The following is a 24,345-nucleotide window of genomic DNA, read 5'->3' on the forward strand; positions in this document are numbered from 1 at the left end:
GCGGTCCGGCCTGGTGGGTCCGTGGCCGGCCGGACGTCCGCGCACGTGTTGCACGCTGTGGTCCGTCTGCCGGGACGGACGTCCGTCCGGCGTGCGGTGCCAGCCGGCCGTTCGCGGGCCCGCTTCGTTCCGTGTCGGCCGTCACCCCGATGGTTCGCTGCCCGAACGGCCTCCCCCGGCCCGTACGCGGAGTAGACTGCCGGTGTTCGGCGTGCTCGGGTTCAGGGGAGCCGGGTTTCGCCATGGGCGAGCGGCGGGGTTATTTGGTCGCTCGGTAGAATGCCAGGTAAGCTAGTTCGGCGGTGCATCTACCTGCTGGTTCACGCATGCTCTTGTGTGTGGTCGCCGGTGGAGACTGCTGGCCGATACAGCTGCAACCAAGCGGGTTCAGCCTAAGGGATCGCGGAGGATATGGCGAAGAAAGACGGGGCCATCGAGGTCGAGGGTCGAGTTATCGAGCCGCTGCCCAATGCGATGTTCCGGATCGAGCTGGAGAACGGTCACAAGGTTCTCGCACACATCAGCGGGAAGATGCGGCAGCACTACATCCGTATCCTCCCCGAGGACCGCGTGGTCGTGGAGCTGTCGCCCTACGACCTCTCCCGCGGGCGCATCGTCTACCGCTACAAGTGAATCTTCCCGCCGGGGACCGGTTCGGTCCCGGTGGGGCGTGGGGTTCGCCCCGGACGAGACTTCCCCAGCCGGATGGCTGGGGAAAAACTGTGTTCACACCCTGTGAACCACAACACAGATTGGACGGACGTGAAGGTTCAGCCGAGCGTCAAGCCGATCTGCGAGAAGTGCAAGGTGATCCGCCGTCACGGCCGGGTCATGGTGATCTGCGACAACCTGCGTCACAAGCAGCGTCAGGGCTGAGCCCCTGCCGGGGGTGACCCCGGTCGCGCACCAGCCAAGCACCGAACGCGGTTCGGATTGGCAGCAGAAGAAGACCTCCCAGATCCAGTGGGCATTGACGAGCTCGAAAGGGCGGGTGCCCACCTTCCCCCGGTTCGGAGGCCGGGGCCCCACACGCGGGGACGGACAGGGAGCAGACCTCCGCAAAAGAAAAGGATGTCACGACAGTGGCACGTTTGATGGGAGTCGATCTCCCGCGCGAAAAGCGCATGGAGATCGCGTTGACCTACATCTTCGGCATCGGCCGTACCCGGGCCAAGGAGATCCTGGACCAGACCGGCGTCAGCCCGGACCTGCGCTCCAAGGACCTCACCGACGACGACCTCACCAAGCTCCGCGACTACATCGAGGCCTCGGAGTTCAAGGTCGAGGGTGATCTGCGCCGTGAGGTGCAGGCCGATATCCGTCGCAAGATCGAGATCGGCTGCTACCAGGGCATCCGCCACCGCCGCCACCTCCCGGTGCGTGGCCAGCGGACCAAGACCAACGCGCGCACGCGCAAGGGTCCGAAGAAGACCGTCGCCGGCAAGAAGAAGTAGGGATAAATGCCTCCGAAGACTCGGGCCTCGGGCCCCAAGAAGACCCAGAAGTCGCGGCGCCGGGACAAGAAGAACGTTCCGCACGGCCACGCGCACATCAAGAGCACGTTCAACAACACGATCGTGTCCATCACCGATCCGGCGGGCAACGTCATCTCCTGGGCGTCTTCCGGCCACGTCGGATTCAAGGGCTCGCGCAAGTCGACCCCGTTCGCCGCCCAGCTGGCCGCCGAGAACGCCGCCCGCAAGGCGCAGGAGCACGGCGTCAAGAAGGTCGACGTGTTCGTGAAGGGCCCGGGTTCGGGTCGTGAGACCGCGATCCGCTCGCTGCAGGCCGCCGGCCTCGAGGTCGGCACGATCTCCGATATCACCCCGCAGCCGCACAACGGCTGCCGTCCGCCCAAGCGGCGTCGCGTCTAGCGGGAAGGAAAGTAGAGAACAATGGCTCGTTATACCGGCCCCATCACCCGCAAATCGCGTCGCCTGCGTGTCGACCTCGTCGGAGGCGACCAGGCGTTCGAGCGTCGCCCCTACCCGCCGGGCCAGCACGGCCGCGCGCGGATCAAGGAGAGCGAGTACCTGCTCCAGCTGCAGGAGAAGCAGAAGGCGCGCTTCACCTACGGCCTGCTGGAGAAGCAGTTCCGCCGCTACTACGAAGAGGCCAACCGCCAGAAGGGCAAGACCGGTGACAACATGCTCCGGCTGCTCGAGGCGCGTCTGGACAACGTCGTGTACCGCGCCGGTCTCGCCCGCACCCGCCGCCAGGCCCGCCAGCTGGTCTCGCACGGCCACTTCGTCGTCAACGGCGTGAAGGTCAACGTGCCCAGCTACCAGGTCGCGCAGTACGACATCATCGATGTCAAGGAGAAGAGCGCGCCCACGCTGCCGTTCCAGATCGCTCGCGAGACCTACGGCGACCGCCCGCTCCCGGGCTGGCTGCAGGTCGTGCCGAACCGGCTGCGGATCCTGATCCACCAGCTGCCGGAGCGTGCGCAGATCGATGTGCCGCTGAACGAACAGCTCATCGTCGAGTACTACTCGAAGTAAGAGCTTGCGCTCGGGCAGGGTTCGCCCTGCCGGAGCCGCTGTCCCGGCCGGGCCTTCCTCGCGGAGGTCCGGGCGGGAGTCCCAGAAACGGGCGTCAAATAGCGGGCGCCCCCGAAGGAGGAGATCCTCATGCTGATTTCCCAGCGACCGACGCTGACCGAAGAGATCCTGGCCGAGAACCGTTCGAAGTTCACCATCGAACCGCTCGAGCCCGGCTTCGGCTACACCCTCGGCAACTCGCTGCGCCGCACGCTGCTGTCCTCGATCCCGGGTGCGGCGGTTACCAGCATCCGCATCGACGGCGTGCTGCACGAGTTCACCACCGTCCCGGGTGTGAAGGAGGATGTCACCGACATCATCCTGAACCTCAAGGGCCTGGTCGTATCGTCCGAGGAGGACGAGCCGGTCACCATGTACGTGCGCAAGCAGGGCCCGGGCACCGTCACCGCCGGTGACATCGTCCCGCCGGCCGGTGTGACCGTCCACAACCCGGACATGCACATCGCCACCCTGAACGACAAGGGCAAGCTGGAGATCGAGCTCGTGGTCGAGCGCGGTCGCGGCTACGTCCCCGCCGTGCAGAACAAGGCCTCGGGCGCGGAGATCGGCCGGATCCCGGTGGATTCGATCTACTCGCCCGTGCTGAAGGTGACCTACAAGGTCGAGGCCACCCGTGTCGAGCAGCGCACCGACTTCGACCGGCTCATCCTGGATGTCGAGACCAAGAACTCGATCTCCCCGCGGGATGCGCTGGCGTCGGCCGGTAAGACCCTGGTCGAGCTGTTCGGCCTGGCGCGTGAGCTGAACGTCGAGGCCGAGGGTATCGAGATCGGGCCCAGCCCGGCCGAGGCGGACCACATCGCCTCGTTCGCGCTGCCGATCGAGGACCTGGACCTCACCGTGCGGTCGTACAACTGCCTCAAGCGCGAGGGAGTGCACACCGTCGGCGAGCTGGTCGCGCGTACGGAATCGGATCTGCTGGACATCCGCAACTTCGGGCAGAAGTCCATCGACGAGGTCAAGGTCAAGCTGCATTCGCTGGGCCTCTCGCTGAAGGACAGCCCGGCCTCCTTCGATCCGTCGAGTGTGGTCGGTTACGACTCCTCCACCGGAACCTGGAGCGACAGCGGCTCCTTCCACGACACCGATGCCGGCGAGCAGGACTACGCCGAGACCGAACAGCTTTAGGCAGTCGGGGTTTCGCAGCCCCGGTGGCCTTCCCACAAGGAGATTCCTACAATGCCCAAGCCCAAGAAGGGTGCCCGCTTCGGCGGGTCGGCGGCGCACCAGAAGGCGATCTTCGCCAATCTGGCGACGGCGCTCTTCGAGCACGGTCGGATCACGACCACCGAGGCCAAGGCCAAGGCGCTGCGCCCCTACGCCGAGAAGCTCGTCACCAAGGCGAAGGCCGGCACTCTCGCCGACCGTCGCGAGGTGCTCAAGGTGATCCGCAGCAAGGACGTCGTTCACGAGCTCTTCGCGAACATCGGACCGTCGTTCGAGGGTCGCGCGGGTGGCTACACCCGGATCATCAAGACGCTGCCCCGCAAGGGTGACAACGCGCCGATGGCGATCATCGAACTCGTCCGCGAGCAGACCGTGACCAACGAGGCGGATCGCGCTCGCCGCGTGGCCGCTTCGCAGTCCAAGGTCGAGGCGCCGGCCGCGGTTGTCGCCGAGCCCGAGGCCGCCGAGTCCGAGGCTGCCGCCGAGTCCGCCGAGGCGGAGGCGCCTGCCGCCGAGGACAAGGCCGCCGAGTAATTTCTGCCCGCTTCGCGCGGGAAGACAATGTGTCGGGAAGCCATGAAGGAGCCCGCCGTCCCCTCCGGGTCGGCGGGCTTTCTCATGCTAGCGAGAGGGACCGGGTCCGTGTCGTCTGAAGAGACCGGTGAGTCTGCCGAGAGTGTGCCGGCGGCCCGCCGCGTGCGCCTCGATATCGCTTATGACGGTACGGATTTCACGGGCTGGGCCCGGCAGCCGGGCTTGCGGACGGTGCAGGGGGTCCTGGAGGAGTCGCTGTCCAAGGTGCTGCGGGAGCCCGTGCAGTTGACAGTCGCGGGACGGACCGACGCTGGGGTGCATGCGGAGGGGCAAGTGGCATCGTTCGATTCCGCTGCCGCGGAGCTGGATCCGGCGAAGTTGGTGCATCGGCTGGGGCGGTTTCTGCCGAAGGATGTGCGGGTGAAGGACGCTCGGTTCGTCTCCTCCGACTTCGATGCGCGCTTCTCGGCGATCCGCCGGCATTACGCCTACCGGTTGACGACTGCCCCCTACGGAGCCGAGCCGTTGCAGGCCCGCAGCGTTGTCCCTTGTCGTCCGGTCGATCTCGATGCGATGCGAGCAGCTTCTCGGAACCTGTTGGGCCTGCACAATTTCGCGGCGTTCTGCCGACGGCGCGAGGGCGCGACCACGGTCCGCGAACTACAGCGCTTCGACTGGGAGTCGGTGCCGCTTGCGGACTCCCCGGGTGCTTTGCTGACCGCCTATGTGAGCGCAGATGCCTTCTGCTGGTCCATGGTTCGCAGTCTGGTAGGCGCGATCCTCGCCGTCGGGGAGGGTCGGCGTACCCCGGACTGGACCACCACTCTTCTCACCGAACGCACCCGCTCCAGCGCGGTGACCGTTGCCCCCGCCCACGGACTGAGCCTGGTCGGCGTCGATTACCCGGCGGAAGCGGAACTGGCGGCGCGGAATGTTCAGACGCGGGAGATGCGGGTGGTACCGGAGGGGGAGGGGTGTTGTGGGGGTTGAGGTTTCGTTTGAAGACAGAGAGGCGCCATGAAGACTCCGTTTCGGCAGATTCGGGCACGCTTCGATGACCGGACGGTCACGGTCTACCAAGCATTCAGCCCCGACATCGCCGGGCCGGCCGTAAAAGATGGGCGCTTCTCGTCGGGATTCAAGCGTGATCGGATGACGTGGATCAAGCCGTCTTTTCTATGGATGATGTACCGGTCAGGTTGGGGGACGAAACCAGGGCAGGAGCGTGTTCTCGCCGTCACCATGTCTCGTGCAGGTTTCGAGTGGGCACTGCAAAATTCGACCTTTTCTCACTTCGAACCTGAAATGCATGAAAGTCGCGAGCGATGGAAAGCATCGCTGACAGCCCCGGTGCGTATCCAATGGGACCCCGAGCGGGACATGTACCTTGCGCCGTTGTCCTATCGCTCGATTCAGATCGGCTTGTCCGGCAGAGCGTCTCGCTTGTACTGTGACGAGTGGACGACAGCCATTGAGGACGTTACCGATTTGGCGCACGAGGTACATCAACTCGTCCTTGCCGAGGATATTGATCGCGCTCGTGCCCTGCTACCGGTCGAGCAGCCTTATCAGCTGGCGCAGGAATTGGCTACGCATCTCGGGGTGAAATGATTGGCTTGTAGTCATTCGTTCTTGCGCCTCGCGAGCAGCTTTCTGGCGGTCCTGCGGATGACTTCCTCATCGGAGTCGGATAAACGTGTCAATGCTGCCTCTGCCTCTGGTCCCGGAATTTTCCCGAGCGCATATGTCGCCTTCCGTGCAAGTTCGGCGCCGTCGTCCACCAGATACTCCGGTGCCCTTTGTGTAGATCGCTCCAGTACGTCGACTGCTGCCGAGCTCCGCAGATCGCCGAGTAGCCTGACTACGGATTCGTGTTGCTGGTGAAAATCGGCGTCCGCCAGTTGGAGTAGAACTTGCAGGTGCTCCGAATCGTAGCCGCCGAACAGGCTGCAGACGATCATCGATAATTCGACCTCGTCTGCGTCGCGATTCTCCAAGGCCTCATGCAAAAGTGTCAGTCCAAGTTTTCTCCCGTCGCTGCATTCGAAGTGCCGCAGGATGTCGCCGGGCGTGCCGACCGGCGACTTACCGGGAGCATGTGGTAGGGACAGTATTATGCTCTTGTCTTCCGGCGTCATCGTCGCACTCGCTCGCAAACCTCGGGAATTTATGAAAAGGGGCTGGTTTCGTTATTTCTGATTGTTGTGTGACGTCCGGATATCGGCCAACTTTGTGAGTGTCTCCACAGTGTCGCCGGATACCTGGATCTCTGCGGCATGAGGTGGGTCGACGAATTCCACCGGCCGACGAGCCAAGTTGATCGAGTCGATGCGGAGATCGATTGAATACCGGGCTCCGGCCGTATCGCTCCCGCTGTATACTCGATCACCCACTCGAACGATTCCTGTAATGCATCGGACGATGCAGACAGCGGTGGTGCTGTCGATCTTAGTAACTTGATGTACCTCCATTGTTCCGTCATTTTGCATGCCTGATCGCCCTTTCCAAAAATTGTCCTATCTGACTGCTGGATAATTTCGGAGTATCCAGCAGTAGTGCCGATATGTCTTCGATGCTTATCCTTGACGGTAATTGTATTCCCATGTCTTCCAGTATGGACCTGGCAACCGGAACCGGTATGCTGACACTCGCCTTGGCGGCAAACTCCTCCGGAGTGATTCCGAGTAGAACTTCTGATTCTGCTCGTATATATCCCGTGTCCCTGATTACGCCGACTATATCCTCTGGTAGTGCGATTTGAAGGACCGCCTCCCCGTAGGAGCCTGAGTGGATGCCGAATACCGTTGCCACCCCGGGATCGGTTGATGTAGGTGTCGCACCCGCTCGCTGCATCGCCTGGCTTCCGCCGTATCCCTCGGTAGTCCCCCGGAACAGTGGCTGCTCGCACTCGTCCGGGATAAGTCCGAGGGGGTCTGTCCATCTTGTTGGATTATGAGGGTATGTACCGGGATTCGGGGAGGGCAGTAGGCCGAGAGGATCTTGTGTCAGATATCGACCGGTGTATGGATCGAACATTCGGAATATGCTGTAATGCAGACCGGTTTCATCGTCGTAATACTGGCCGGGTAATCGTAGTGGGGTGTCGGCGGACTCGGCTGTTCGGCGCGCTGATCGACCCCATAGAGATAGCGTGATTATGGAGGTTTCGCCATTTTCCGAATCGATCAGCTCGGATGGGGTACCGGATGGGTCGGTGACAAACACTTGAGTATTTGCAGTGTCATGCTTATATTGCGTGATCGGCCGGTAGGTTCCGGGTAGATACTGCCAAGAGGTATCGGATTTCAGCCCATGTTGCTCGATCAGTTGGGTCCCATCCCAAACGAAGGCAGTCTCGGTCTGCTTATTGGGGTTGCGCTCGATGCGCCGTTTGCTTGTTCGGCGACCGAGTCCATCGTATGAATAATGCCATTTCTGCCCATCGGGAGTGTCCACGTCGAGCAGTTGATCGAGCGCATTGTATCGGTATTTCCATACGTCTGGCCCGCCGGAAGCGGAGGTATCAACCTTCCGGATGAGTCGGCCCGCGAGATCATAGAAGTACTGGGTGTCGCCTGCTCGGATCAGCAGGTTATCGCGATATTCGCGGTAGTCGTCGGTGGCCGACTCGGTTTGTATCGCCCCAATGGGATGTGGTCCTCGGTCGGTTTCTGCTTGCGTAATGTTATCGAGCGCATCGTAGGAGTAGGCCTCGGTCAGGGCACCGTTGTCGTAGATACCGGTAACGCGACAAGTAGGGTCGAGAATGAATTCTCGGTGAAGGGGATCACAATTGGGGCGAGTGATGGTGTGAGTGGTGGCGTACCCGTCGGGGCGATAGATGTAGTCGTCTCGGCGAATTTGGCGGGGTGAAGGGCGGCCGGGGTTTCGGTCGAAGGTGAGGGTTCTGGCGGGGAACGCCGTGACTTCTTGGGTGGTGAGGTGGCCGGATTCGGTGAACTCGCGGGTTATTGCTATTTCGCCGGTGCGCCAGGCGGTGGTGCGGCCGAGGAGGTCGTGGGTGAAGTCGATGTGGTGGCCGTCGGCGGTGAGGGTGCGGACCCGGCCGGATTGGTCGTAGTTCCAGGTGGTGACCGAGCCGGTGGGGGTGGTGCGGCGGGTGCGGCGGCCGGTGGGGTCGTATTCGTGCCGCATGGGGGGTTGGTTGTCGAGTTGCTGGGTGGCGAGGTGGCCGGTGGGGGTGTAGGTGAAGCGGAGGGTGTGGGTTACGGATTCTTCGGTGCCGGAGATGGCGGTGAGGACTCGGCCGGCTCGGTCGTGGGTGTAGCGGAGGTATTCGCCGGTGTCGGCGGTTACGGCTGTCAGGCGGCCGAGGATGTCGTGGGTGTGGTGGCGGGTGATGCCGGTGGCGGGGGTGATTGTGGCTGTTCGGCCTGCTCGGTCGTGGGTGTAGCGGGTGGTGGCGCCGGTGTAGTCGGTTTCGGCTGTGAGGCGGCCCGATGGGTTGTATTCGTAGGTCCAGCGGTGGCCCAGGGGATTGATTACTGCGATGAGGCGACGTTCGGTGTCCCAGAGGTAGCGGGTGGTATTGCCGTCGGGGTCGGTTTTCGCCGACAGGAGGTCGAAGGCGCCGTATTCGTAGTGGGTGGTCGCGCCGGTTTCGGTGGTGTGGGTCAGGAGGTTGCCTTCGCCGTCCCAGGTCCAGGATTCGGTGTGGCCGTCGGGGTTGGTGCGGTGGAGGGGCTTTCCTTCCGGCGACCAGGTGTAGTGGGTCTGGTGGCCCAGGGCGTCGGTGACCGTTGTCGGGCGGCCGAAGCCGTCTCGGGTGATGTGGGTGGTCGCTTCGTTGTTGGTGGTGATGGTGGTGGGGAGGCCGGTGGGGATGGTTTCTGTGCGGGTGCGGATGCCTGTGGGGGAAATGGTTTCGGCTACTGCGCCGGTGGGGTGGTAGTCGAATTCGGTACGGGCGCCGTCGGCGTCGGTGGTGGCGGCCAGGTTGCCGGTGGGGGTCCACTCTTGGCGGCGACTCGTGCTGTCGGGGCCGGTGATGCGGGACGGGCGTTGAGGGGAGGCGTATTCGATCGCGAGCTTTGCGCCGTCGGGGCGGGTGATTTCCTCGATGTCGCCGGTTCCGCTGTACCTGTAGGCGGTTACGGCGCCGTCGGGGGCTGTCACGTGGAGGGGGCGGCGGTCGGTGTTGTAGTCGATGTGGGTGTGGGCGCCCATCGGGTCGACCAGGTCGCGGAGGCGGAGGTCGTTGTCGAAGCCGTGGGTGGTCACGGCGCCGGTGGAATCGGTGATGGTGGTCAGGGTGCCTGTGCCGTCCGGGAATTCGAGGTAGTCGTAGGTGCTGTTCAGGATGTCCGCGGTGCCTTGCTGGGCTACTACCCTGCCTCGGGGGTCGTAGGTGTTGAGCATGCGGTTGGCGTTGGAGTCGGTCCAGGACGTCATCCGGTGCAGGGGGTCGTAGGTGTAGGTCGTCGTCGCTGCTACGGCGTTGGTGACTGCGGCCAGTTCGCCTGCGTTGTAAATGAATTCGCGGATTGTGATCGGGGTTCCGCGGTCGATCACCCGGAGGGCGGTGACACGGTCGGCTTCGGTGTCGATCAGGATTCGGTAGCCGCCGGAGTGGATGATCTCGGTGGGGGCGCCGTTGTCGTTGTAGTGGAAGCGGATTCGGTTGTGGTGGCGGTCGGTGATCGCGGAGATGGCGTAGTTGCCCAGGCGCGCGTCGATGCCGTTCGCTGTGGGTTCTGGGGCGAAGTGGCGAGTGACCTCGGTGGTGGGGTCGTGGATTCGGTAGCCGCCGGTTTCGGTTCGGGTGCAGGTCCAGCGTTGGCTGCCGGAGGTGGGTTCGGTGGCTGTACCTGCCTCGGCGTGGGGGTAGGCGAGCATGATGCCGTCTTCACCGAGGAAGGTGACGCCGGTGTCTTCGACGACTATTCGCATGTCGAGGGTGGCGGACCAGGACGGGCCGAACCAGCGGCCGTAGCGGTAGTTGGAGCGATGGGTGCGGCGCAGGACGACCGGGAGGATGCCGGGGAGGTCGAGATCGGTTTCGGGGAGTAGGAATTCGCCGGTGGCGATGTCGACCGGGTCGCGGCCCGCGCAAGTGTCGTCGGGTGTGCGGTCGGACTTCGGGCCTGCTTCGGTCGCGTCGGAGTGGGCGCCGTGGTCGGCGTCGGCTCGATCGGACGGGGTGTGGTCGGTGGGCGGTTCGTGTTCCGGGGTGTGCGGGGTTTCCGGGTGGGTCGGGTCCGAATGGGTGGCAGCGGGTTCGGTGCCGGTGTGTGGTGCCGTGTCCGTGGGATGGACGGGGTCCGGATGTGCGGCCGTCGGTTGCGTGCCGGTGTGCGGAGTGGGGTGGGGCGGCTCGACGGGACGGGTCGGGGTGTTCGGTTGGGCGGCAGGCTGTTCCGGGTGTGCTGAGTGCGGTTCGGTTGGAGTGGTTGGTGTTTCGGTGGTGTGCGGCGCTGGTTCGGGGCGGGGGCCTGCGGCTACCGGGGGCTCGTGGGGTGCGGCGTCGGTACCGAGACTTGCGCGTGGGGCCGTGGTGTCGGGGTGGGACGGGTCGGGTGTGCGGCTGCTGTTCTCAGGGTGTGTGGTGTCACCGGGGCGGGAGGCATCCGAGGGGCGGGCTCCGTCGGTCGGATGAGTTCCGTCCCTGAGGGGTGCGGTATCGGCGGGATGCGGTCCGTCGGCGGGTCGGGCACGGCTGTCCGGGGGTGCATCCGGGTGTGAACTGTCGGCAGGGCGTGCGGTGTCTGCAGGCCGAGTGCTGTCCGTTGGTTGTGCTGTGTCTGGGCGGGTTCCGTCTGTGAGGCGTGTGCTGTCGGTGGGACGTGCTGTGTCCGGGCGTGATCCGTCTGCGGGACGTGTCGGGTCCGGGCGGGTGTCCGTGGGGCGGGTGCCGTCGGTCGGGCGTGCAGTGTCGATGGGGCGAGCGGGTTCCGGTGGGCGGGGGGTTTCCGGTTTCGGGATTGTGGTCGTGGGAGCGGTTTTCGGGGCTGTCTCGGCGGCGGTTGCGGCGTCTCGGGCGGCTGTGGCTCCGTCTCGGGCTACGGTTGCGCCTTCGCGGGCTGCGGTCGCGCCTTCTCGGGCTACGGTGGCGGCTTCGCGGGCCACGTTGGTGGCTGCTTCGGCGCCGCCGGCTCCGCCGGTGCCGACGGTCATCACCACCTGGCCGGTGATGTTGCCGAGCCATTCCGCCGGGTCGGTTCTGGCGCCCGAGAGCAGGCCTTCGACAGTGGCTTTCGGGTCGGCCATCGCGACCACCAGGCCGGCGTCGAGGTCGGACATGCCTTCGAAGTAGGCGGCGGGGTGGGTGAGGTTGTAGGGGTCCATCGGGTCGACCTGGCGGACGAACTGGACCAGGCCGGTGAAGCTGGTCAGCAGGCCCTTGTCGAAGCTCAGGCCGGCGAATTGGGCTACGTCGGCGGCGTCGGACAGGTTGTCGCGCATGCGGTCGGTGAACGACGGGGTTTCGGGGGCTTTCGCGGTGGCGGCTTGCAGGCCCGATACCGCGATACCGGCGGCGTTGTCGCGATCGGTGCGGGCCCGGTTCAGGATGGCTCGGGCGTTGTCGCGGAGCGTGGTCCAGGTGTCGGTGAGGGTGGTTCGGCGCTGCTCGTCGGCCGAGAGGTTGTTCCACCAGGTTTTCCGGCGGCGTTCCTCGGTGTCGGCCTGTTTCCATGTGGTGATGGCGTCCGCGGCGTGGCCTTGGGCGGTGGTGACGGCGTGGGACCAGTCGGTCAGGATGGTGGCGGCCTGGTGCATGGCGTCGGCGCCGTCGAACCACAGTCTCGGTTGTTTGCCGAAGGTGGTGTGGAATGCGTTGGCGCCCTTGCCGGTCCAGTCGGCTACGTCGATGGCTTTCAGGGCCTGGCCGGTTTTGTCGACCGAATCGCCCATCTTGCGGACCAGGTCGGCGGCGTGGCCGATGGCTGCTGCGTCTCCGTGGATCAGTTGTTTCGGGTCGTCTGTTTGACCCAGTTGTTTTTCCGGGGCCTCTGCGTCGAGGGCGTCTGCGGCCTCGTCGCCCCAGCGGTCCAGGTTCGCGGCCACTCCGTCGGCGCCGACGTCGCGTGCCAGGGAGCCCAGGCCGTGCATGGTCGCGTCCACCGCCTGGCCGGTGGCTTGTTCCACGCGATGTGCGACGTGTTCCGCTGCGTCGCCGATGTCGTCCAGCCAGCCCATGATTCGTCCCCCCTGGGCTCGAGACTATTTTTCGTTCATGATCTGTGCGGCTCTGGCCGCGTCGCCGGTGTCCCAGCGCTGCGGCGTCATCGAGCCCGCGTTCGCGATGGCGTCGGGGGCAACCGCGGCGATGATCTTTCCGTTGCGCACCATGTGATCGAAGGCGTGGGAGAACGACGAGGCGCTGTAGTCGGGGTGGCGGACGTCGTTGTAACTGTTGTCCGCCAACGTCTGTGACCAGGTTCGGGCGTCGGCGTCCTGATGGGACAGGTGCGGGTTGCCGGCGATGTCGGTGTACATCTCCTTGAACATGTTCGAGGCGGTCTGTTCCTCTTCGTGGTAGCGGCCGGCCGCGAGACCCAGGCTCCGGGCGAGAGCGTTGGCGCTCTGCACCATCGTGCGTACGCCCCACGACCAGCGGTCGGTGAAGGCCGAGAAGGCTTGGTGCACGGACGTTCTGCCGGCCTGCAGGCCGGTGAGGGAGATGAGGGAGAAGCCGCGGCCGGAGGCGCCGGTCTCCTTCGTACCCAGGCCGGACAGTTCGCCGATGATGCCGTTGATGCCGTCCGCCGCGTTCGTCAGGATGGCCGGGTCGATCCGGATCTTCTCGCTCACTACCGCACCCCCGGGGTGTTTCCGTTCCGGTCGGACAGGGTGGGCGGCAACGCCATCGGTGTCGCGCTGCCCGGATCTATGACGATTCCGGTCGGATCCGCCTGTGCCGCCGCGTAGTCGGTGAGCCGTCGGCCGCGCAGGGTGTGGAACTGGTGGTCGGCCCCGGGGTCGGCGCCGCGGGCGAACAGGTAGTGGCACAGCGGTTCCACGGCGGTGAACACGCAGATCCAGGCGATGCGGGCGTAGCGCGAGGTGTACAGCCGGTCGTCGTCGACGAGGGGGACCAGGACGGCCGCTTCGTGGAATGCGGACAGCAGCAGTTCGGGCTGGCCGAAACCCGCTCGGAACGCGTCGATTTCCGAACGCAACGCGGAGAGTCCGTCGGTGACCATGGAACAACCCCCTGCCATGAATCCCGCAGTGCCGCCACGGTACCCGATGGGCCGGTGGGCGACAACGACGGTTGTGGCTGCCGGGTCCTCGCGCGCACAGTACGCTGCTGGCGTATCCACGGGCAGCGACGGCCGCTCCGGTCGACGGCTGCCCGTACCCGGTGCATGATGAGTTGTTTCAGTGCCCCAGAACAGGAGTCGAGAGTGGCATCGTGGCGGGACCGAGTGTCCGAACCAGCGCAGGAGGATCTCGACGGGCTGCTGGACACGGCACTGACCCTGGCCGAGGGGCGGCTGGAGACCACCGGCGCCTTCTCACCGTTCGCACTCGTCGTGAAGGTCAGCGGGGTTACCGACATGGTCGCGTTGCCGCCGATGACGGCCCGGCAGGCGCAGCAGATGAGCTACGAGGTGCTCGGCGGGATGCGGTCGGAGATCCGGGCGGCGGCGGTCGTGCTCGGGTCGGCGCTGCCGGAGTCGGGGGCCGAGGCGATCGACGTGTTCCTGGAGCATGCCGAGGGCATCGCCCTCAACGTGCTGGAGCCGTATCGGCTGGACGACGACGGTGACGTCGTGACCGACGGGCTCGAAGCGCACACCGTGCGGCGTCGCATCTGGAATTGAACACTCGCTACGGGTGGAATAGCCCGGTACGTTTTCGTGGTTCCATCGGGACATGAGCATTCATGGACGGTTCGCCGTATGGAGTTACTACGCGAGTTTCACCCCCGAAATCGCCGCTGAGCTGGAAGGTCTCGGGTACAGCACGCTCTGGCTGGGCGGATCGCCGCCGGCGGATCTGCCGGTGATCGAGTCGTTGCTCGAGGCCACCGACACGCTCACCGTCGGCACCAGCATCGTCAACATCTGGAGTGCGCCGGCGAAGCAGGTGGCCGAGTCCTTCCATCGGATCGAGGCCCGATTCCCCGGCCGGTTCCTGTTGGGAGTGGGCGCGGGGCATCCGGAGCAGGACGCCGCTTTCCGCAAGCCCTACGACGCGCTGGTCGAATATCTGGACGAGTTGGACGAGGCCGGGGTGCCGAAGCAGAGCCGGGCGCTGGCCGCACTCGGGCCGAAGGTGCTGGAACTGTCCCGGGATCGCACCGCCGGCGCGCTGCCCTATCTGACCGTGCCGGAGCACACCCGGCAGGCGCGCGAGATTCTCGGCCCGGACGCGCTGCTGGTGGCTGAGCACAAGGTCACCGTCAACACCGATCCGGCCGCCGCCCGGGACACCCTGCGGCCGCGGATCAAGTTCTACTTGAAGCTGCGGAACTACGTTGCCAACCTGCGCCGGCTCGGTTTCACCGAGGAGGATCTCGAATACCCGGGCAGCGACACGCTGATCGATACGCTCGGGCTGCACGGCAGCGCGGACGAGGTGGCGGCGGGTCTGATCGCGCATCTCGAGGCGGGTGCCGATCAGATCGCGATCCAGGTCACCGATGAGGACTGGGTGCCGGTGCTGCACGCCCTCGCTCCCGCACTGATCGGTCGCTGAGCGATCAGCTCACAATCACACTGAGCGATCAGCTCACGATCACACTGAGCGATCAGCTCACAATCGCGCTGAGCGATCAACTCACGATCACGCTGAGCAATCACGGGTTGGCGCGGACCAGGCGGCCGATGGCCTCGGTGGCTTCCTTGATCTTGGCCTCGGCCTCCGGTCCGCCCCGTACGGCGGCGTCCACCACGCAGTGGCTGATGTGGTCCTCCAGCAGGCCCATCGCCACCGCCTGGAGGGCCTTCGTCATGGCCGCCACCTGGGTGAGGATGTCGATGCAGTACTTCTCCTCCTCGACCATGCGCTGCAGGCCGCGGGCCTGACCCTCGATCCGGCGCAGGCGTTTGAGGTAGTCGTCCTTGGCGGTGATGTAGCCGTGACCCGCGTGGTCGGGCGCGGTCGTCTGGTCCTGGCTCACCGATGTCTCCTCGCTCGCGCCACGTGATACCCCCCTAGGGTACGCTACGCCGCGCTGCCCGTCCTCAACTGGGGCGATACCGAGCGGCGCCGGGGAATACGCGAGAATACGCAACCATGAGTTCTCCCCGCCCCGCGCTGGCCATCATCGGCGGCAGCGGCTTCTACGACTTCTTCGGCGACGACGCGACCACGCTCGAGATCGAGACGCCCTACGGCGCGACCGCCGCGCCGATCACCGTCGGCGACGTCGACGGACGGCAGGTGGCGTTCCTGCCGCGGCACGGCCGCAAGCACGAGTACTCCCCGCACACCGTGCCGTATCGGGCCAACATGTGGGCCCTGCGGTCGATCGGCGTGCGCCGGATCTTCGCGCCGTGCGCGGTGGGCAGCCTGCGCGCCGACTGGGGGCCGGGGACCGTCGCGGTGCCCGACCAACTGGTCGACCGCACCTCGGGCCGCCCGCAGACCTATTTCGACAACGGCGGCATCCACGTGTCCTTCGCCGATCCGTACTGTGACGAACTGCGCGCCGCCGCCACGAAGTCCGCGGTGCCGGAGCTGCCGATGAAGCCGGCCGGGACGATGGTCGTGGTGCAGGGCCCGCGGTTCTCCACCCGCGCCGAGAGCCGCTGGTTCGCCGGGCAGGGCTGGGAGCTGGTGAACATGACCGGATTCCCCGAAGCCGTGCTCGCCCGTGAACTCGAGATGTGCTATGCCGCAATCGCTCTGGTGACCGATCTGGACGCGGGCCTGGAGGCCGGTGAAGGGGTCAGCGCCGCAGCCGTTTTCGAGGAGTTCGAGCGGAACCTGGTGCCGTTCAAGAGGTTGGTGCGGCACGCGGTCGCCACCGTCGACGGTACCGACACCTGCGAGCGCTGCCGTGTGCACGACGGTGTGACGCTGCCGTTCGACCTGCCCTGACGGTCCGGCGGCGGTGTCCCGAGCCGGTGGTCGATCCGCATCGGGCCGGTGCCGGCCAGGGCCACGTACTGCCACCTGCTCGAGTTTCGTGATCGGCACCTCCCCGCACCGGCACGTCGCACCACATAGGCTCGCTCGGGTGAACAGTCCACTGCGCCTGGAGGTCATCGTCGCAAGCGTGCGGCCGCAGCGGTTCGCGCCCGTCGTCACGGAGTGGTTCCTGCGGGCCGCTCGGGCGGATCCGGCCTTCGACGTCGGCGTGCTCGATCTCGCGCACACGCCGCTACCGGTCGACCTGACCGAGACGCCCGAGGCGGCGGCGTATCGCGAACGGCTCGGGGCCGCGGACGCTTTCGTCGTCGTCACCTCGGAGTACAACCACGGTTATCCGGCGGCCTTGAAGACCGCGCTGGACACCGCGAAGCACGAATGGCGGGGTAAGCCCGTCGGTTTCGTGGGTTACGGCGGACTGTCCGGGGGGCTGCGGGCGATCGAGCAGTTGCGGCAGGTGGTGGCGGAGATCCATATGGTGTCGATCCGGGAGACGGTCAGCTTCCATCAGGCGAAGCGGCGGTTCGACGCGGACGGCAACACCGACGACGGGGCCGCGATCGACGCGGCCGCTCGACTGTTGCGCCAATTGGCTTGGTGGGGAAGGCATCTGCGGGCGGCGCGGGCCGCGGACCCCTATCCGGGCTGAATCGGCTACTGATGGGCCAGCGGCCGGGTGCCGCGCGGGCGGTTGATGTAGGTGGTCTCGCGGGGGATCGAGACCAGGGTGAGCTCCACTTGCGCTGTGCCGGTGCGCAACACGACGTGATTGCCGATCGCGCCGGGCTGGTGGATCGACAGATCGGGTCTGGTGGCGGGCCAGCCCATCGGGTCGCCGGCCACGTAGATGGTGGTGACACCGGCGTGCGGCGCGGGGGCCAGCACGCCGTCGACCACCGCGGCGGTGTAGCCGGCGTCGCTCTGGTGGGTCTCCACCGCCAGTGCCAGGCGGTCGGGATTGCCGATCGTGGTGACCAGCTGTTCCCAGGCCTGCGGCCGGTCGGTGCGGACCAGGACGCGTTCGCCGACGGCCAGCGCGCGGAACACCAGCTGCTGCGCGAGATACAGCTCGCCCGCGACGTACACCGTCGAGATACCTTGTCCGACAAGGCGGATCGCGACACCGTTGCCCTGCTCGTCGGAGCCGATCAGCTGGCCGCAACCGGAGGAGGGCAGGTGCAGCGCACCGATCACGTCGATCGGGTACTCGGCCATCGGCACCGTGTCGTCGAGGCCGGGGATCCCGATCGGGAAGTGCGCGAGCAGGCTCTGCCGGTGCCTGCCGTGCAGCGACACCATATGCCGGTAGCGGAGCTTCTCCGGCAGGTCGCGGGTGGTCAGGCGCCAGGCGGCGCCGATGCCGACCGTGTCGGGGGAGCTGCCCGGGCGCAACCGGACCGAGACCGTGGTGCCGAGCGAGGGCGCCACCCACAGCAGCGCCAGCAGATCCGTCCCGAGCTGTTTCGGATCGACCGCGCCGCCGATGTTCACGGCGCTGCCGAGCGCGGCGTGCCGCCAGCGGTGCCGGATCGTGCGGGGGTCGATGCCCGCACTGACCTGTAGCACAGCCTGTTTGATCTCGGGGGCGGTGAGGATACGCGAGGAGCAGTCGGCGTCCTCCAGCGCGCGCACGATGCGCTGGGTGGCGATGGTGACCGCCCGGCAGGCGCCCTCCGCGCCGCCGCCGCGCCGGTCGGCGGCGCCCGGACAGAGCAGCGTGTCGAAGCTGATCGCCAGCCACACCGTGCGATACGCGGTGGCCGGCAACGGCCCCAGCAGCGTCTCGTAGATCGCGCCGGCCGGGGTACCGGACCGGCTGCGGTGGCCGTGGCTGATGATGTCGATGCCGGACAGCAGAATGTCGTGCTGGGTCAGGCATTCCGCCAGTTCGGGCAGCGGCAGCAGATGCGAGGCGTGTACGGACCAGCGGTCGATGCGGGTGAGGCCGCCGCGCGGCGGCAGCACCTCCACGACCGCCACGACCCGGCTGCCCTCCCAGTACAGTCCGAGCGAGCGGCCGTCGGGACCGCGGAAGTCGACGGTGTCGCCGATCGAATAGTCCTGTCGCGCCAGGTAACGCCACCAGGTCGCGAGCCAGCTCGACAGCGTGCGCTTGCCGATCGGGATCAGCAGCACCGCTCCCGCAACCACCGCCGCCGGCAGCGCGTACCAGCCCGGCAGGCCCGCGGCGTACCCGATCAGGCCCACCGCCAGGCCGAACAGCTGCGCCGCCACCAGATTCGGCAGCGTGATGCGCCCGAGGAGCGGGCGGTTGCGTATGGCGTCGAATTCGGCCATCGTCGTCTCCCGGACACCTGGCGCCCGGCCCGATCTCGATGGCCGAGCTGAACTTCACGTGCTGTGAACTGTACTGTGTTCAGCGAACCTGAGCACCGTCCGGGGGAGGACTCATGCCGTCCAAGCCGACCACCCGTTGGCAGATCAGCGGTTATCGCTTCCTGGTCCGGCGGATGGAGCACGCCCTGGTGCGGCGCGATGTGCGCATGCTGCACGACCCGATGCGCTCGCAGTCCCGGGCCTACACTGTCGGCCTGGTCATAGGCTGTGTGGCCCTGGCCGGTTGCGGCGTGCTGGCGCTGCTGCGGCCGCAGGGCACCATCGGCGACAACAAGATCCTGATCGGCAAGGATTCCGGAGCCGTGTACGCGGTCATCGACGGCGTGGTGCACCCGGCGCTGAACCTGTCCTCGGCGCGGCTGGCCGTCGGCGCGCCGGACAAAGCGGTGTCCATCAAGGAATCCGAGCTGGCCAAGAAACCGCGGGGCCCGCTGATCGGCATCCCCGGCGCACCCGCCTCGCTGAACTTCGGCACCGACGGCAAGGGCCGGACCTGGACGGTGTGCGACGAGTTGCGCAACGACGGCAGCAACGCCCTCACCACCACCGTAATCGCCGGAAACCCCGTACTGGGCGACCGAGCCACCACCCTGGACAAGGGAAAGGCGCTGCTGGTGCAAGGCCGAGACGCTACCTACCTCGTCTACGACAACCAGCGCGCCCGAGTCGACATGAACACCCGCGCGGTGGTCGACGCGCTGCGCATCCGAGGCTTCACCCCCCGCCCGATCAGCGAGGGCCTGCTGAACGCGATCCCGGAGGTGCTGCCCATCGTGGCGCCGAAGATCGCCGACCCGGGCGGGGTACCGATCAAACCGGTAGCAGGCCACCGCAACGGCGACGTGGTCTACCTGGCCACCGAGAACCAGAACTACGTGGTGCTGCGAGACGGGCTGCAGCCCGTGTCCCCGCTGACGGCAGACATCATCCGCAACTCCAACCCGGCCACCTCGCCGGACGCGCAGATCACCGGATTCGACCGCTCCAACACGAATGTCGTTGACCAACTGGCGGTCTCGAAATACCCGGATGCCGCCCCGCAGATCGTAGACGCCAAGGACCAGCCGGTCGGCTGCCTGTCCTGGAAACCGTTGAGCGGCGCGGACAAGGCCGACAACAGCAGGCACGCCGACCTGGCCGTGCTGACCGGCCACGCGCTGCCGATCCCCGACAACGCCGCCCCGGTCCGCCTGGCACAGGCCGACGCCGCGAATCATGGTGCGGAGCAATTTTATTCGACCCCCGGCACCGGAATCTTCGTGCAGACCACCGGCATCGAGCCGGACAGCGCCCGGAGAGACAGCCTGTTCTTCATCGCCGACACCGGCGTCCGATTCGGCATAAAGGATGCCGAAGCGGGCAAGGCCCTCGGCATGGACCCCGAACACGCCAAACCCGAACCCGCACCGTGGCCGATCGCCGGTCTGCTCGCCGCCGGCCCGGCACTGGGCCGTCAGGAGGCGATGGTCGCCCACGACGGCGTCGCCCCCGACCCGAATCCGGCCCGGCAACTGGTGAAGTCGCGCCAGGACAGCGCCGGCACCAACTAGCTGTGTTTTGGCCTCTGCTTTGCTGCGGTGGGGTCGCGGGGGTCTGGGACTCGGACAGGCTTGGGGTTGGGCCTGCTTGGGGGTGATGGGCTGTGTTTTTGGCCTCCGCTTCGCTCCGGCGGGTTCGCGGCCCTGCGGGCCCGATCCTTCCCTCCTCCGGCTCCTCCGCTTCGCTCCCCCGCCTCCGTCAGTCCAGGATCGGGCCGGGCCACGAACAGGAGCGCTACGCCTGCGTATCGGTGACCGCATTCAGGGGAACGGGGTACACCTGCGGAACGGTGACCGGATCATGGGGAGCGGGATCGTTGGGTCTGTGTATCGGTGATCAGAGGCGAGAAGGAGTTGTACGACTGCGGGTCGGTGGCTGGGACGCAAGCCGGGACGGCACGAAGGACGCGTCGGCTCTGCGTAAACCACAGGCCGATTCGGCACGGCAGCCGGCTGTCTCGGTGTCGGCCCGTCCCCGGTCATCAATTCGCAGCCCCAACGCTTCCGCAGCCGCCCCGTCAGCAATTCGCAGGCCCAGTGCTTTCGCTTCCCCCAACCCGGTCACCAATTAGCTGCCGTACGTACCCCAGTCCCCGTGATCCGGTCACCATTGCCGCAGCGGTACGTACCCCAGTCCCCGTGTCCTGGTTATCATTTCGCAGCGGTACGTACCCCAGTCCCCGTGTCCTGGTTATCATTTCGCAGCGGTACGTACCCCAGTCCCCGTGTCCCGGTCACCATTGCCGCAGCCGTACGTACCCGACTCCCCGTGTCCCGGTCACCATTTCCGCAGCCGTGTGTACTCCACTCCCCAGGACCCGGTCACCATTTCCGCAGCCGTAACCCCGTTCCCCTGAATGCGGTCACCGATACGCAGGGGTAACCCTCCTGTTCGCGGCCCGGCCCGATCCTGGACTGACGGAGGCGGGGGAGCGAAGCGGAGGAGCCGGAGGAGGGAAGGATCGGGCCCGCAGGGCCGCGAACCCGCCGGAGCGAAGCGGAGGCCAAAAAACACAGCCCGTCACCAACAAGCAGGCCCAACACCAAGCCCCAACAAGCCTGTCCCTGACCCCTCACACCAATTCTCAATCCTCCCGTACACCGAAGCGGCGACGCAAGGGAAACGACGCCAGGTACCCGAGCACCAGCAACACCGCGATCACACCGGTACCGATCAACGCCACATTGCGCGCAGTGTCGTCCGCCCCCGGCGGCGCACTGGGCACCGGCAGCTGCCAACTCTGAGCCCCCCCGGAACGCTTCGCCGGCAACGTGTTCGGAACCTCGGCCGTCAACGCCTGAACCGGATCCACAGTGCCGTAACCAAGATACGGATCCCACCCCTCAGCAGGCGCATGCGCAGTGGCCTCGATGCGCTGAATCACCTCCAACGCGCTCAACTGCGGGAACCGAGCCCGCACCAGCGCCGCGACCCCCGCCACGTAAGGCGTGGCAAAACTGGTCCCCGAAACCGCCGACTGCTGCCCACGTTTGACGAACCCCCCGGTAGTCCCCCGACTGTTCGGATCGGCGAAGTTCACGTCCAAAGAGGTGATGTTCTCACCCGGAGCAGCCACACCGACCCAAGGCCCAGGCACGGTGAACTTCGACGGCTGCCCATTCCCGTCGACCGACCCCACCGACAGCGCGTACTGGTCGTACCGCGCGGGCGAGACATTCATGGTGACCTTGCTCCACGGATCCGCCGCCGGATCCACCGGATCCTGCACCGGATTCGTGCCCCGGCACACATCGTTGTTGCCCGCGGCGACCACCACCACGGCATTCTTCTCCACCGCCGCGTATTGCAATGCGGCGCCGAGGTCCTCGTCGTGCAGCGGCCCGCTCGGACAGGTGGTCTCGGAGACGTTGATGACCGTCGCGCCCATATCGGCCGCGCGCCGGATCGCCCACGCCATGGTGTGGGTGTTGCCGTAGCCGTCCGGCAGATCCTCCGGATTCTTCTGCTGGGAGCGGCCTTTGGCCTGGAAGAACTCGCTGGACTGCCGAATGCTCACAATGGTGGCCTCGGGCGCGACCCCGGCGAAGCCCTGGCCGGGCACCACGGCGGCCGCGATAACCCCGGCCACGGCGGTCCCGTGCCCGTCACAGTCCTCGGTGCCGTCGGACCGCGAGACGAAGTCGCCGCCGCCGATCAACCCGGGCAGCCGCGGATGGCGCGCCACCCCGGTATCGATGACCGCGACCAATTGCCCGGCGCCACGGGAGAACTGCCAGGCCCGATCGAGGTTCAGAGCCCGCTGCGCCGCGGGAACGGCCGGTCCGTCGCCACCGGGAACGGTGCTCACGCAGGGCGCGTTGGCCGGTTGTTCGGTGTCCTCCGGCGGTCCCATCGGCGGCCCCGGCGGCATCAGGCCCGGGACGACCGGGGGCGGCCGGTCCGCCGCCGCGCCGCCGGCGCCGAGCGCGACGCCACAAGCGACGGCGAGTACGGCGGAGACGAGGCGAAACATCGTGTGGCCGCAGCGCTTTCGAGGCCGTATCGACAGGACGCGCGAAGTCACAGCGAGCGAACCAGCGAGTACAGCTCGACCACCCAGAACACCAGGGGCAGAATGGCGGCCACGAACGCGTACTCGAGCAGCTCGATCGCGCGGCGCAGCGGAGGCGTCGCGGTCTGGTGCGGCACCGCGGTGCCCATGATCAGCGCCGCGATCACCATCACCATCGCGGCGCCGAACACCGCCAGCGGCTGCCGCAGGGTGAAGGCGGCGACGCACATCATGATCAGCAGTACGGCCGAGCCACCGGCCAGCAGCACCACCGCCTGCTCGGCGCCCGCGTAGGTGCGGCTGCGGAACAACAGCACCGCCGCGCACACCAGCGCCAGAGCGATGCCCGGCCAGTACGGCGAGCCGGCCCTCGGGTCGGCCGCGGCCATCGCGCCGGCGACCGTGACCAGTGCGGTCGCCGCGACCAAACCGGCCAGATACATCCGGGCCCGTTCGGATTTCGCGCGCAACACCTCCATCGTGGGCAGCGCGCGGTGGTCGTCGGGATCGTCCTCGGTCGGGTCGATCGGGGTGCCGGGGGAGGGGACCGGCGGCAGCGGCAGTTTGGCCAGCAGCATCGAGATCCGCGGCGCCAGCGACAGCGCGCCGAGCGCGAGCGCCGCGGCCCCCGCGCCGATCGCCCGGCCCGGCTGGGTGGTCAGCAGTCCGACCAGCGCGGCCGGGACCGCGAACACGGCCAGCGTGGAGGCGCCGATGAACAGGGCCGATCCGGCGCCGCCGACCCGCCAGGCGAGGACCGCGACCGCGCCGACGAGGACCGCGCCGAGCAGTATGTTGGCCCAGCCGTATTCGCCGTGCTGCAACGGCACGATCAGCATGCCCGCGCAGAACGCGCTCGGCAGCGCGCAACCGCCGAGGATCATCGAGGTGGTCGGATCCGCGTACACCCGCGCGAACACGATGCCCGACACGACCAGCAGCAGCGCCACCAGCGCGGCCACCGAGCCGGTGAGCCAGCCCGGCATCGCGGTCGGGGCGGCCAGCAGCCCGGCGCAGCCGGCGAGCATGGCCAGCACCGCGACGACCGCGCCGGTGACCCGCGCGACGCGCGGCGACCAGGCGCGGAAATGGTCGGCGTCGGCGATGGCGACGTTGTACATGATGTCGTCGAACAGCGGCGGCGGCGCCACGTGGTCGGCGTTCTCCAGCATGAGCAGTTCGCCGTCGCGCACCCCGTGCTCACCGAGGCTCAGCGAACTGGAGAACGGGGGACGGCCGATGCGGGCCAGCACCCATTCGGCGGGCTCGAATTGCTCTCCGGTGTGGTCGAAGTCGTTGCTGCGGCTGTGCTGCGCGACCATGTCGACGACACTGGGGATGACCAGCGCGACCGGGACATCGACCGGAATCGCCATGTCGACCTGGGTGTGTTTGGCGAGGATGGTCACCCGGGCCAGGTCCGGCGCCCGCACGATGCCGCGGGCCGGATCCCCGTCCAGATGGTCCAGTCGTGCGTGGGTCACACCTTCCCCCAACTTCTGATCTATCTCGGGTTCTCGTCGGCGTTCGCGCTGTCGCCGACCGGGGCTCACCTGCTGGATGCTGTCCGAACTGTACGTCATCGTGGCTGCTGCCTCTACACTGAGTCCG

The 24,345-nt window shown here is 66.8% G+C and carries 22 protein-coding genes; 14 read left to right on the forward strand and 8 right to left on the reverse strand.

Annotated features, from left to right (window positions below):
- Nucleotides 1-411: 411 nt before the first annotated feature.
- From infA to NRB56_RS02960, 9 genes are all read left to right on the forward strand, one after another.
- Nucleotides 412-633, forward strand: coding sequence for a translation initiation factor IF-1 (infA, locus tag NRB56_RS02920; protein WP_003886926.1), 222 nt, complete (start codon nt 412-414; stop codon nt 631-633).
- 129 nt (nt 634-762) lie between these two features.
- The gene (gene rpmJ / locus NRB56_RS02925) at nt 763-876 is read left to right on the forward strand and encodes a 50S ribosomal protein L36 (RefSeq protein WP_319942462.1); all 114 of its coding nucleotides are present in this window, start codon (nt 763-765) and stop codon (nt 874-876) included.
- Nucleotides 877-1,082: 206 nt separating this feature from the next.
- The gene (gene rpsM, locus NRB56_RS02930) at nt 1,083-1,454 is read left to right on the forward strand and encodes a 30S ribosomal protein S13 (protein WP_019929498.1); all 372 of its coding nucleotides are present in this window, start codon (nt 1,083-1,085) and stop codon (nt 1,452-1,454) included.
- A 6-nt stretch (nt 1,455-1,460) separates the two neighbouring features.
- Entirely contained in the window at nt 1,461-1,874 is a 414-nt protein-coding gene (gene rpsK / locus NRB56_RS02935; protein WP_153338868.1) for a 30S ribosomal protein S11, read from the forward strand.
- Nucleotides 1,875-1,895: 21 nt separating this feature from the next.
- Nucleotides 1,896-2,501: a 30S ribosomal protein S4 gene (rpsD, locus tag NRB56_RS02940; protein ID WP_019929496.1), complete on the forward strand. Its 606-nt coding sequence runs from the start codon at nt 1,896-1,898 to the stop codon at nt 2,499-2,501.
- Nucleotides 2,502-2,630: 129 nt separating this feature from the next.
- Nucleotides 2,631-3,689 carry a DNA-directed RNA polymerase subunit alpha gene (locus NRB56_RS02945; protein ID WP_019929495.1) on the forward strand — a complete coding sequence of 353 codons (1,059 nt, stop codon included), beginning with the start codon at nt 2,631-2,633 and terminating at the stop codon, nt 3,687-3,689.
- Nucleotides 3,690-3,740: 51 nt separating this feature from the next.
- Complete coding sequence (rplQ, locus tag NRB56_RS02950; RefSeq protein WP_153338869.1) at nt 3,741-4,262, forward strand: 50S ribosomal protein L17; 522 nt, start codon at nt 3,741-3,743, stop codon at nt 4,260-4,262.
- An 84-nt stretch (nt 4,263-4,346) separates the two neighbouring features.
- The gene (gene truA / locus NRB56_RS02955; protein WP_153339050.1) at nt 4,347-5,252 is read left to right on the forward strand and encodes a tRNA pseudouridine(38-40) synthase TruA; all 906 of its coding nucleotides are present in this window, start codon (nt 4,347-4,349) and stop codon (nt 5,250-5,252) included.
- Between the two features lie 27 nt (nt 5,253-5,279).
- Entirely contained in the window at nt 5,280-5,873 is a 594-nt protein-coding gene (locus NRB56_RS02960) for a DUF4291 domain-containing protein (protein WP_153338870.1), read from the forward strand.
- Nucleotides 5,874-5,884: 11 nt separating this feature from the next.
- Here the strand turns inward: NRB56_RS02960 and NRB56_RS02965 are convergent, their stop codons facing one another.
- From NRB56_RS02965 to NRB56_RS02980, 4 genes are all read right to left on the reverse strand, one after another.
- Nucleotides 5,885-6,400, reverse strand: coding sequence for a HEAT repeat domain-containing protein (locus tag NRB56_RS02965; RefSeq protein WP_153338871.1), 516 nt, complete (start codon nt 6,398-6,400; stop codon nt 5,885-5,887).
- A 340-nt stretch (nt 6,401-6,740) separates the two neighbouring features.
- Entirely contained in the window at nt 6,741-12,419 is a 5,679-nt protein-coding gene (locus NRB56_RS39600; protein WP_153338872.1) for a putative T7SS-secreted protein, read from the reverse strand.
- A 24-nt stretch (nt 12,420-12,443) separates the two neighbouring features.
- The gene (locus NRB56_RS02975) at nt 12,444-13,034 is read right to left on the reverse strand and encodes a WXG100 family type VII secretion target (RefSeq protein WP_319942464.1); all 591 of its coding nucleotides are present in this window, start codon (nt 13,032-13,034) and stop codon (nt 12,444-12,446) included.
- Entirely contained in the window at nt 13,034-13,426 is a 393-nt protein-coding gene (locus NRB56_RS02980; protein WP_194290701.1) for an SseB family protein, read from the reverse strand. The genes NRB56_RS02975 and NRB56_RS02980 overlap by 1 nt, the downstream gene beginning before the upstream one ends.
- A 225-nt stretch (nt 13,427-13,651) precedes the next feature.
- Between NRB56_RS02980 and NRB56_RS02985 the strand changes: the two genes are divergently transcribed.
- Together NRB56_RS02985 and NRB56_RS02990 are read left to right on the forward strand one after the other, a co-directional pair.
- Complete coding sequence (locus NRB56_RS02985) at nt 13,652-14,050, forward strand: hypothetical protein (protein WP_153338874.1); 399 nt, start codon at nt 13,652-13,654, stop codon at nt 14,048-14,050.
- Between the two features lie 52 nt (nt 14,051-14,102).
- Complete coding sequence (locus NRB56_RS02990; RefSeq protein WP_153338875.1) at nt 14,103-14,927, forward strand: LLM class F420-dependent oxidoreductase; 825 nt, start codon at nt 14,103-14,105, stop codon at nt 14,925-14,927.
- 100 nt (nt 14,928-15,027) lie between these two features.
- On the opposite strand, the gene NRB56_RS02995 is transcribed toward NRB56_RS02990, so the two are convergent.
- Nucleotides 15,028-15,351: a metal-sensitive transcriptional regulator gene (locus tag NRB56_RS02995; protein ID WP_319942465.1), complete on the reverse strand. Its 324-nt coding sequence runs from the start codon at nt 15,349-15,351 to the stop codon at nt 15,028-15,030.
- A gap of 116 nt (nt 15,352-15,467) precedes the next feature.
- Here NRB56_RS02995 and NRB56_RS03000 point away from each other — a divergent pair, with 116 nt between their 5' ends.
- Complete coding sequence (locus tag NRB56_RS03000) at nt 15,468-16,274, forward strand: S-methyl-5'-thioadenosine phosphorylase (RefSeq protein ID WP_153338876.1); 807 nt, start codon at nt 15,468-15,470, stop codon at nt 16,272-16,274.
- A 139-nt stretch (nt 16,275-16,413) separates the two neighbouring features.
- Nucleotides 16,414-16,974, forward strand: a complete 561-nt coding sequence (locus NRB56_RS03005; RefSeq protein ID WP_319942466.1) for an NADPH-dependent FMN reductase — start codon at nt 16,414-16,416, stop codon at nt 16,972-16,974.
- Nucleotides 16,975-16,979: 5 nt separating this feature from the next.
- Here the strand turns inward: NRB56_RS03005 and eccE are convergent, their stop codons facing one another.
- Entirely contained in the window at nt 16,980-18,623 is a 1,644-nt protein-coding gene (eccE, locus tag NRB56_RS03010) for a type VII secretion protein EccE (RefSeq protein WP_153338877.1), read from the reverse strand.
- Nucleotides 18,624-18,736: 113 nt separating this feature from the next.
- On the opposite strand from eccE, the gene eccB reads away from it, so the two are divergent.
- On the forward strand, nt 18,737-20,233 hold the full coding sequence (gene eccB, locus NRB56_RS03015; protein WP_153338878.1) for a type VII secretion protein EccB: 1,497 nt from the start codon (nt 18,737-18,739) through the stop codon (nt 20,231-20,233).
- A 1,073-nt stretch (nt 20,234-21,306) separates the two neighbouring features.
- Here the strand turns inward: eccB and mycP are convergent.
- Nucleotides 21,307-22,695: a type VII secretion-associated serine protease mycosin gene (gene mycP, locus NRB56_RS03020; RefSeq protein WP_153338879.1), complete on the reverse strand. Its 1,389-nt coding sequence runs from the start codon at nt 22,693-22,695 to the stop codon at nt 21,307-21,309.
- Nucleotides 22,696-22,742: 47 nt separating this feature from the next.
- Nucleotides 22,743-24,317, reverse strand: coding sequence for a type VII secretion integral membrane protein EccD (gene eccD / locus NRB56_RS03025; protein ID WP_227837076.1), 1,575 nt, complete (start codon nt 24,315-24,317; stop codon nt 22,743-22,745).
- Nucleotides 24,318-24,345 lie beyond the last annotated feature (28 nt).

The sequence above is a fragment of the Nocardia aurantia genome (genome assembly GCF_009604425.1).
Lineage (GTDB): Bacteria > Actinomycetota > Actinomycetes > Mycobacteriales > Mycobacteriaceae > Nocardia > Nocardia aurantia.